9 protein-coding genes and 1 pseudogene are annotated in these 8,312 nt (G+C 58.0%); all 10 read left to right on the plus strand.

Annotation, left to right across the window (positions count from 1 at the left end; genetic code table 11):
• Positions 1-160: 160 nt before the first annotated feature.
• A complete protein-coding gene (locus tag ACU8YC_RS24305; protein WP_446895881.1) occupies positions 161-1,294 on the plus strand; it encodes an EAL domain-containing protein in 1,134 nt (377 codons plus the stop codon).
• A gap of 12 nt (positions 1,295-1,306) precedes the next feature.
• A complete protein-coding gene (locus tag ACU8YC_RS24310; protein WP_446895882.1) occupies positions 1,307-1,996 on the plus strand; it encodes a bactofilin family protein in 690 nt (229 codons plus the stop codon).
• 147 nt (positions 1,997-2,143) lie between these two features.
• The gene (locus ACU8YC_RS24315; protein WP_446895883.1) at positions 2,144-2,665 is read left to right on the plus strand and encodes a hypothetical protein; all 522 of its coding nucleotides are present in this window, start codon (positions 2,144-2,146) and stop codon (positions 2,663-2,665) included.
• A 159-nt stretch (positions 2,666-2,824) separates the two neighbouring features.
• A complete protein-coding gene (locus tag ACU8YC_RS24320) occupies positions 2,825-3,097 on the plus strand; it encodes a hypothetical protein (protein ID WP_446895884.1) in 273 nt (90 codons plus the stop codon).
• Between the two features lie 146 nt (positions 3,098-3,243).
• Positions 3,244-3,885: a CZB domain-containing protein gene (locus tag ACU8YC_RS24325; RefSeq protein WP_446895885.1), complete on the plus strand. Its 642-nt coding sequence runs from the start codon at positions 3,244-3,246 to the stop codon at positions 3,883-3,885.
• A gap of 82 nt (positions 3,886-3,967) precedes the next feature.
• The gene (locus tag ACU8YC_RS24330) at positions 3,968-4,333 is read left to right on the plus strand and encodes a hypothetical protein (protein WP_446895886.1); all 366 of its coding nucleotides are present in this window, start codon (positions 3,968-3,970) and stop codon (positions 4,331-4,333) included.
• A 22-nt stretch (positions 4,334-4,355) separates the two neighbouring features.
• Positions 4,356-6,101 (plus strand): polysaccharide biosynthesis/export family protein, encoded by a 1,746-nt coding sequence (locus ACU8YC_RS24335; protein WP_446895889.1) that lies wholly within the window; start codon positions 4,356-4,358, stop codon positions 6,099-6,101.
• A 35-nt stretch (positions 6,102-6,136) separates the two neighbouring features.
• Positions 6,137-6,955, plus strand: a complete 819-nt coding sequence (locus tag ACU8YC_RS24340; protein WP_446895887.1) for an ABC transporter permease — start codon at positions 6,137-6,139, stop codon at positions 6,953-6,955.
• An 11-nt stretch (positions 6,956-6,966) separates the two neighbouring features.
• The gene (locus ACU8YC_RS24345) at positions 6,967-7,632 is read left to right on the plus strand and encodes an ABC transporter ATP-binding protein (RefSeq protein WP_446895888.1); all 666 of its coding nucleotides are present in this window, start codon (positions 6,967-6,969) and stop codon (positions 7,630-7,632) included.
• 78 nt (positions 7,633-7,710) lie between these two features.
• Positions 7,711-8,312 (plus strand): annotated as a pseudogene (locus tag ACU8YC_RS24350) (sugar transporter); the annotation flags it as partial.

The raw sequence follows: 8,312 nt of genomic DNA on the forward strand, positions 1-8,312 counted from the left end.
AGGGCGAGGCTGACCTGCCGGCCGGGACTGCCCGCCATGAACTGGTGCAGTACACCGTGAGTGTGGAAAAAGAGTAAGACGATAACCCGATGCCACAGGAAAGGCCCGGCGGGCATCATGCCCGGCCGGAGAATATCGTTCCCCTGAAAGGAGTTGTAACATGTCCCATGTCCGGCCGGATACCCTGGAAATACTGATGCGTGACGGGGTGCTTATCCCCTGTTTTCAGCCTCTCGTGAACATGCAGACACAGACGTGCTGTGGGGCAGAAATCCTGACCCGTTTTCATCATCCCACAGACGGTATTTTAACCCCGGCGTCTTTTATCAGCCCGCACACGCCGGAGGCGCAGTTATCCGGGCTGACGCGGCTCCTGATGTCCCGGGTCAGCCAGAAGCTCGCCACGTTTTGTTTTCCGCCTCACTTTATGCTGACGTTTAATATCGTGCCGGACACGCTGTCCCGGCCGTGGTTGTTGCCTGCCTGTCAGATGCTGCTGGCAAAAAAGGTGTCCGTCACGCTTGAACTGACGGAACAGCGTCCGCTGACGGGGGACATGATGCAGCTGAGGCGGGCCATTTCCCGCCTGCAGGACGCCGGTGTCAGGCTGGCCATTGATGATTTCGGGACCGGCTATGCCGGGCTGTCCATGCTGATGAATTCCGGCGGGGATTACATCAAAATCCCCCGCGAGTTTATCGCCGCCAGTGCGGATAACCCGCGGGCGGAGGGGGTGATAGGCAATATTCTGCATCTCGCCGCCACCATGAACATGACGGTGATTGCCGAAGGGGTGGAAAGCCGTGCCCAGGTGGAACAGCTCATGGCGATGGGAATATCCCTGTTTCAGGGGGCCTGTTTCAGTATGCCCCTGTGTTTCAGCGATTTTATCCTCTACCTGCGAAATTCTCCGCAGACGGTCGGGCCGGACACGGCGTGCCGCGGCTCCGGCAGGGCCTTATCCCGTTCGTTGTTATACCACTGCGCACGTCTTCACCGCCTGTCGCCCCGGGAAACGGAGGTGCTTGTCAGCACGGCGCAGGGGGAGGACGTCCCCCTGAACGCACCGTCAGGAGCGTCGCGAAGCCCCAAAACCTTTTCGGCACATAAACGCAACGCCTACCGGAAAATCGGGGTGAAAAATGATGTGGGGCTGATTCACTATCTGTACTGGCTGAATGAAAACTGCAGGCGTGAGGGCCTGCTGACCGCGCGTATGCCCGACATCCGGCCGGTCCCCGGCGCGCATCCGGACAGGGTTCCGGTGCCGGAGACGGGGTCTTCCGGCGGGTAAGGAGAGGTCAGGATGAAGGTGTCTCCCGCTATGGTGACGCGCCTCCTTTTTTATCTGTTGATAACGGTATGGGGAGGGAGTCTGCTTCTGTGGCTCCGGGGTGCGCTGCGCCTGGCCATTCCGGGCGGTTGTCTGGTCCTGGCGCTGCTCACACTGTATCTGATTATTCAGGGAAATCGCTGCATGTTTAAAAGAAAACACACCCCGGCGGGGCAGCCCGCCGGGACACCGTCCTTACGCGCCGCCCCGGCAGACGGACTGCCGGCGGGGGGAGAGCACTCGACCGTGGCGGCGGGAGTGCATATCCGGGGAGACATCTCCGCCACCGGTATTTTCTGTGTCTGCGGGAGGGTCACCGGCAACATCAGTGCCCCGGAAGGCACGGTGCGGGTGATACACGGGGGACGAGTGGAGGGGGATGTCTCCTGCCTGACGCTGGAGGTGCACGGTGAAGTGAAGGGCGGGTGCATCACCGGTCATGCGGAAATTGGCACCACCGGGCTGGTTGCCGGTGGGCTGCACTACGGCAGTCTGACGGTTCATCCGGGCGGGGGACTGTGCGGTGATATTCGCCAGCAGGAGCTGCCGGCCCCGGCGCCACTGAACACGAACGCGGGGCGGTGCGTCCCGGCGGCAGGGGCCGGCAACGAGGATGTCATGGCGGGGGCGGTTCCCCCCGCCGCGCAGCCGGCGTCAGACTGAGGCGGCGGGACAGAAAAGGGCAATGTAATCAATGAGGAAAGGATGATGAAACCGGCATATGAACTGATGTTTTATATTTCACTCTGGATACTGGCCGCGCTGGTCACAGGCGGCATCACCCTGCTGGTCAACGGGGAGTAAGGCCGGATGGTGTGCCGTGAATACAGGGAGTCAAAAGGGGCATACTGTCTGCCTGCGCAGATGCAGACGATGGAAGACCTGCCGCTGTATCTGATAGTGGCCTGCTGGGGATTGCGTGAGAAGTGTGTGCTGAGTACGGACCTTGTCAGCCAGGTTTTTTTTATCTCGCCGGCGCGGGCAAGGGACACCCTGCACTACATCCGCCATGAAGGGCGGGAGCGCGTGGTCAGTGAGACAGTGGACCTGACGGACCGTCGCCACCCTTTTTGTAAGGGGCTGCGGATTGTGGCTGTCAGTCTGTCCGGCATCGCCGGGATGAGAAAACGGAAAAAAAGCACAGCAGATAAGCCCCGGGCCGTGGCCGGACCGGGAGGCTCCCGGTCAGAAAACCGGTATGAGCTGTACTGTCAGCTCCGCCAGTGGATGGTATCCCGCCGTCCGGGGGAGCCGGTCCCCGGGCGTCTGCTGCCCGGGACCTCTGTTTTTTTTCAGGGCGGTGTGCGGGGTGGGGCGTCCTCCCCGGAATAAGCTGTCGTGTCACCGGATATCCGGTCACGGGGGTCCGTACGGGACATTACGCGGCGTCAGCTGAGCCGGAAATACGATGAATATCGCAGAGAAAGTATCATGATAATCCCGCATGCCCGATTTTTAAACCGGGCCTGGAGGAAAGGCAGGGCAGAGATTATGCAGAGTTCAGAAAATGAAATACGGCTGATGCGCGGCCGGCTGGTGAGTCTGTTGCGGGCCCCGGACACCCATCGTCTCGGACGGATATCGGTTTTCTTTTCCCGGGATGAATATCCGGTGCTGACCGGTAACAGTCTGCCGGACTCAGTGCAGCAGGCGCTGATGGCGGAATTTATCTCTGCGGGTTACCGGGTAACACTGCAGAGCCAGGCAAACGGGATGACCGTCAGTCTTGACTGGACGGTGCTTAATAATGACCCCGCGCTGTAAACGGCGATGCGGCGCGTCTCTGCCAGGCCGCTGCCCGGAGCCGCGGGGGGACAGATTTTGCGGAGGCCTTACAGATGTTATCTCCTGAACTTCATGCCGTCATTCTGGCCCATATCCGGGCCAGTGCCCTCAGCAAGGCGGCACATGTGCAGTATACGGCACAGAAGTGCTTTCGTCTGCGCGAGAGAATGCTGGTCTCGGCCGCAGTGTGTCGGGAGGACGCGCAGGCACTGTCTCTGGTGCTTAACCGCCAGTACCGTCTGGTGAAATACCTGTCAAAGCATGACGACGACGGGAGCCGCGACACCGGGCATAAACCCCTGCTGAAGCTGACCCGGGAGCAGTATGACCAGACCGGGCGTATTCAGGTGCAGCTCAGCGGGGTGGCCGGCGAGCTGACTGTGTCGGCGGACAGCCTGCTGTTCACCCTGCTGAAGGCTCAGCATTACCAGTGGCGGGATCGCCTGTACGTGGCCATTCTGACGGCGCAGGTGGAGGAGATGATGACTGACGAAAGCGAGTGCACCCTGACCCGGTGGATACAGGGGGAAGGGATGCAGCGCTTTCAGGCGCTGCAGGGATTCCGGGCGCTGGAGGCCTGTCATCGCCGGGTCCACGATGTGAGCCGGGGCTTATTTGAAAGAAAACTGGCCAGTTTCAGCCCTCAGACACTGAGGGACACACTGCACCGGACGGAGGAGGCGAGTCAGCAGCTGATTGTTGCCCTGGATTCGCTGGATGAACAGGTGGGGCGGTTATATCCGGGCGGAGCGACGCGCCCGGACTGACGTCTGAACAGTCCGGCTGAAAAACAGGTGTGACTTTTTTCATTCATCACTCAGATTTTACCTTCGCGGGAGAACGTTATTTTTGAAACATGACGTGTGTTTTCTGATTATTTTATGCGCCACTGCGCTGAGTGGCTGTACCTATACCCCCAGACAGGTGGAAGCCTCCCGCCCACTGGTAAAAGAGGCCGCGTATGCCGGGTATCAGCCGGTCCCGGCCGCCCTGGACACCCTGCCGCCCGGGGCCACCCTGCGTGTCGGTGGCCACCTCAGTATTCTGGGGGAACGTTATCTCTCTGCGCTGGGCCAGCCGTGTACCGAACTCCTGCGCCACGAGAACGATACTCCGCCGCAGCGCCGCGTGGCCTGCAAAAGCGGGGAGACATGGTATCTGATACCGCCACTGGAGCAGGTTTCTGCCCGCACCCCGCAGGTGCCCGCTCAATGACAGGAGACAGAGGGTGAAGATAATGACAGTCTGGCAACTGAGCGCCGGTGTTTTGCTGGCGTGTATTTCATGGGCCACCCCGGGGGCGCCTGTGACGGACGATACCCGTCGCCCCGGGATGAACACACCGGCAGTCAGTATGGACGGGGGGCGACAGGCCGGTGGTCTGCAGGCGCTCCCCGGTACGGAGAATACGGGGACCGGCACGTTCAGCCGGCAACCCCGTCAGGGGCGGTTGCTGCCGGGTGAACCCGACGTGCGTCAGTTACTCCCGCCATCCGGCGCGGACCTTCCTCCTTACGGGGCGAATTTATTTGCCGGTGGGTATGAAACAGAACGCAGCGATGGATTAAATGATAATTATCTTGTTGCACCGGGAGATAAGCTGAATATCTGGATCTGGGGGGCGGTTAATTTCTCCGGTGTCGTCACGGTTGATAATCAGGGCAATATTTTTATTCCTGATGTCGGCCCGGTGAATGTGAAAAATGTGGCGGCCAGTCACGTCAATAATCTGGTCACCAGCCATATCCGCGATGTGTATACCCGTAACGTCAGTGTTTACGTCAATCTGCTGACGGCCACCCCTGTCAGCGTATTTGTTACCGGGCCGGTGATCCGCCCGGGGCAATATGCCGGAAATGCGTCTGACAGTGTGCTCTATTTTCTCAAACGCGCAGGCGGTATTGATGCCGATCGTGGCAGCTACCGTCGCATTAACGTCCTGCGCCAGAAACGGGTCATTCAGCAGATTGATTTGTACGCGTTTATGCAGCAGGGCAGATTGCCGGCGTTATCCCTGAAGGACCAGGATGTCATTCTTGTGGAGCCCCAGGGGCCGGTTATCAACGTGACGGGGAAAGTGCGTAACCCTTTTCGCTTTGAACTGAAAGAGAAGAGCACCCGGGGCGCGGAGCTTACCGCTTTTGCCCTGCCCCTCGCCGGGGTCAGTCATGTGGGGGTCACCGGCGCCCGCCAGAGCGGTCCGTTCTCGGTGTATATGCCTTATACGGATTTTGAACAGATGCAGCTGAGTGACGGCGACAGGGTGATGTTCAACGACGACATGCATGCGCAGGTGTACGACGTGCAGGTGACGGGCAGTTACCGGGGACCGTCTTACTTCACCGTAAGAAAAGAGGCCCGTCTGCACGACCTGCTTAACCATATCCCGGTTGATCCGGCGCTGGCGGATTATGGCTCGGTGTACATCATGCGCAAGAGTGTGGCCGCGCGGCAGAAAGAGATGCTGGAAGAGGCCTTGAACCGTCTGGAGCGCAGTGTGTTTACCACGCCCGCGGGCTCCGACGGGGAGGCCTCCATCCGGGCCAGGGAGGCCGAGCTGGTGATGCGTTTTGTGGAGAAAGCCCGCAAAATCGAGCCACTGGGTAAGGTGGTGGTGGCCGATAAAGGGGAGATTGCCAACATTCTTCTGGAGCAGGGTGACCAGATTGTCATTCCGGACAGGACTGACCTGGTCCAGATAGGAGGGGAGGTGATGATGCCCCAGGCCGTGGTTTATAACGACGATGCCCGGCTGGATGACTATGTGGCCTGGGCCGGCGGTTTTACCGACCGTGCGGATGACCGGCGGATTGCCGTGGTGCATGCCAATGGCCTGATGGAGTTTAAACGCGAGGGGCGGGTCCGGCCCGGCGATCAGATCCTGGTCATGCCGAAAGTGGACAGCAAGGTGATGCAGTCCATCAAGGACATTACGCAGATAATTTATCAGGTCGCCGTGGCGTCAAATGTGGTCCTGAATTAACACTCACCGGCAGGGTCGCTGAAACCGGACCTGTCATGCAAACGCGGTTGCCGATGTCTAAACCTGTGCTCAATAAAATGCCCCGCAGCCCGCTGATGGTACTGCGCGATGTCACGTTTGGCTTGCTTGTCCGGGAGCTGAGAACCCGCTTTGGCCGTTACCGGCTCGGATATGCCTGGGCACTGCTGGATCCGTTGTTGATGATAGCGCTGTTCAGTGCCGTGTTCGGCCTGCGTGATCACAGTGGTTTTGGCGGGGCCGCGGCACCGCTTTTTATTACGGCGGGTTACCTGCCATTTATATTTTTTAAAAATGTGGTCAGCAGGCTGCAGTCAGCCGTCAGTGCTAACAGGGGGCTTTTTTGCTACCGCCAGGTGACACCGTTTTCCACCTTTATCGCCCGTTTTATGCTGGAGACGATTGTTGGCATGATGGTGGGGGGGATCCTGATAGCGGGATTAGTGTGGTCAGGTTTTGATGCCATACCTGAAGATCCCCTGCAGGTCATTCTTGTCTATTTACTGTTGATGGTTTTTTCCTTTTCCCTGGGCATTGTTTTTTGTGTGGCGGGGACCCTGATTCAGGAAGCCGATAAATTTTTCAGCCTGCTGATGATGCCCCTGATGTTTATCTCGTGTGTCATGTTCCCGCTGGCCGGGATCCCGGCACAGTATCGGCCGTGGTTCCTGTGGAATCCACTGGTGCATGCGCTTGAGTTAATTCGTGCCGGCTGGATAGCGGGGTATGAGAGTCCGGAGGTCAGTGTGCGGTATCTGTCCGTCGTCACGCTGGTCCTGCTGACCTTTGCCATGAGCTGCTATCGCCTGAGCCACCGTCGCCTGATAGCCAGTTAACGTGAGCGTCTATGATTATTCTCGATAACGTCTCAAAGTTTTATCCCACGAAGTTTGGCCGGCACTATGTCCTGCGTGAGGTGAGTATCACGCTGCCCCGCGACCGCAATATCGGCATTTTAGGGATTAACGGTGCCGGTAAATCGACATTATTACGTCTGCTGGGGGGAATGGATATGCCCAGTAAAGGGCGGGTCACCCGACAGTGCCGGGTTTCCTGGCCTCTGGCCCTGAACGGGGGGTTTCAGGGGAGTATGACCGGCAGGGAGAATACCCGTTTTGTCTGCCGTATTCACGGTGTGCGTGATACACGGGCTGTGGAGGAGTGGGTGAAGACGTTTTCGGAAATCGGTCAGCATTTTGAGCTGCCGGTCAGAACGTACTCCAGCGGCATGAAATCAAAGTTTTCTTTTGCCGTCAGTATGGCGTTTGACTTTGATATCTATCTGACGGATGAAATCACGTCGGTGGGTGATGCCCGCTTCAGGAAGAAATGTATTGACGTATTTACCCAAAAACGCGAAAGCGCGAGTCTGATCATGGTCTCACATGACATGAACACCCTGCGTCAGCAGTGTGATATGGGCATTATTTTACATAATCACACCCTTGAGATTGTCGACAATATTCATGATGCCATCCGTATCTATCAGAAATTACCCTCAGTAAGCCTGTAAATTATGACTCATCCTTTTCGTCCGGCAACAGCCGGTTTAGTACGCAGACTGCACACGTTAAAGAACAGAACCAGACCGTTGACAGCGGATACCGGCGGGGACAGTGTTGTCTGTCGCCGGGGGCGAATACGCCTGAAATCCGGGTATTTTACCTGGGTGCTGGCCTGTTTTTTTGTCGCGGTTATTTATTTTATTTTTCTGGCCTCAGACCGCTATGTGAGCCGTGCGGCGGTGGTGGTGAAGCAGGCGGATCAGATCAAAATGTTGCCGGATACGCTGGCAATGCTGGGCCTCGGTGGCAGTAATCACCAGGATGTTCTGGTCATACAGGACTACCTTAAGTCAGCCGACCTGCTCAACACCCTGGATGACACGCTTGCGCTGAAAGCACATTACCAGAGCCGTAAGGTGGACTACTTTTCCCGTCTTCCGGCCGGCGCCAGTCGTGAGGTTTTCCTGAAATATTATCGCGACCATCTTCTGTTGCGCCTGGATGAGCAGTCCGGTGTGCTGACCATCGAGTTGCAGACATTTGATCCGGCCTACAGTCAGCGCGTGGTGGCGCTGATGCTCAGGGAGTCAGAGCGTTTTATTAATCAGCTTGGTCATCAGATAGCGCTGGAGCAGCTGGCCTTTGTGGAGAAGGAGGTCGATCGTGCCTATCAGCGGGTACAGACAGA

The organism is Citrobacter sp. VF227 (assembly GCF_052950715.1).

Coding starts and splice junctions, on each gene's coding strand:
- ACU8YC_RS24335 (WP_446895889.1), top strand. CDS start 4,356: ATGACAGTCTGGCAACTGAGCGCCGGTGTTTTGCTGGCGTGTATTTCA.
- ACU8YC_RS24310 (WP_446895882.1), top strand. CDS start 1,307: ATGAAGGTGTCTCCCGCTATGGTGACGCGCCTCCTTTTTTATCTGTTG.
- ACU8YC_RS24305 (WP_446895881.1), top strand. CDS start 161: ATGTCCCATGTCCGGCCGGATACCCTGGAAATACTGATGCGTGACGGG.
- ACU8YC_RS24315 (WP_446895883.1), top strand. CDS start 2,144: ATGGTGTGCCGTGAATACAGGGAGTCAAAAGGGGCATACTGTCTGCCT.
- ACU8YC_RS24345 (WP_446895888.1), top strand. CDS start 6,967: ATGATTATTCTCGATAACGTCTCAAAGTTTTATCCCACGAAGTTTGGC.
- ACU8YC_RS24340 (WP_446895887.1), top strand. CDS start 6,137: ATGCAAACGCGGTTGCCGATGTCTAAACCTGTGCTCAATAAAATGCCC.
- ACU8YC_RS24320 (WP_446895884.1), top strand. CDS start 2,825: ATGCAGAGTTCAGAAAATGAAATACGGCTGATGCGCGGCCGGCTGGTG.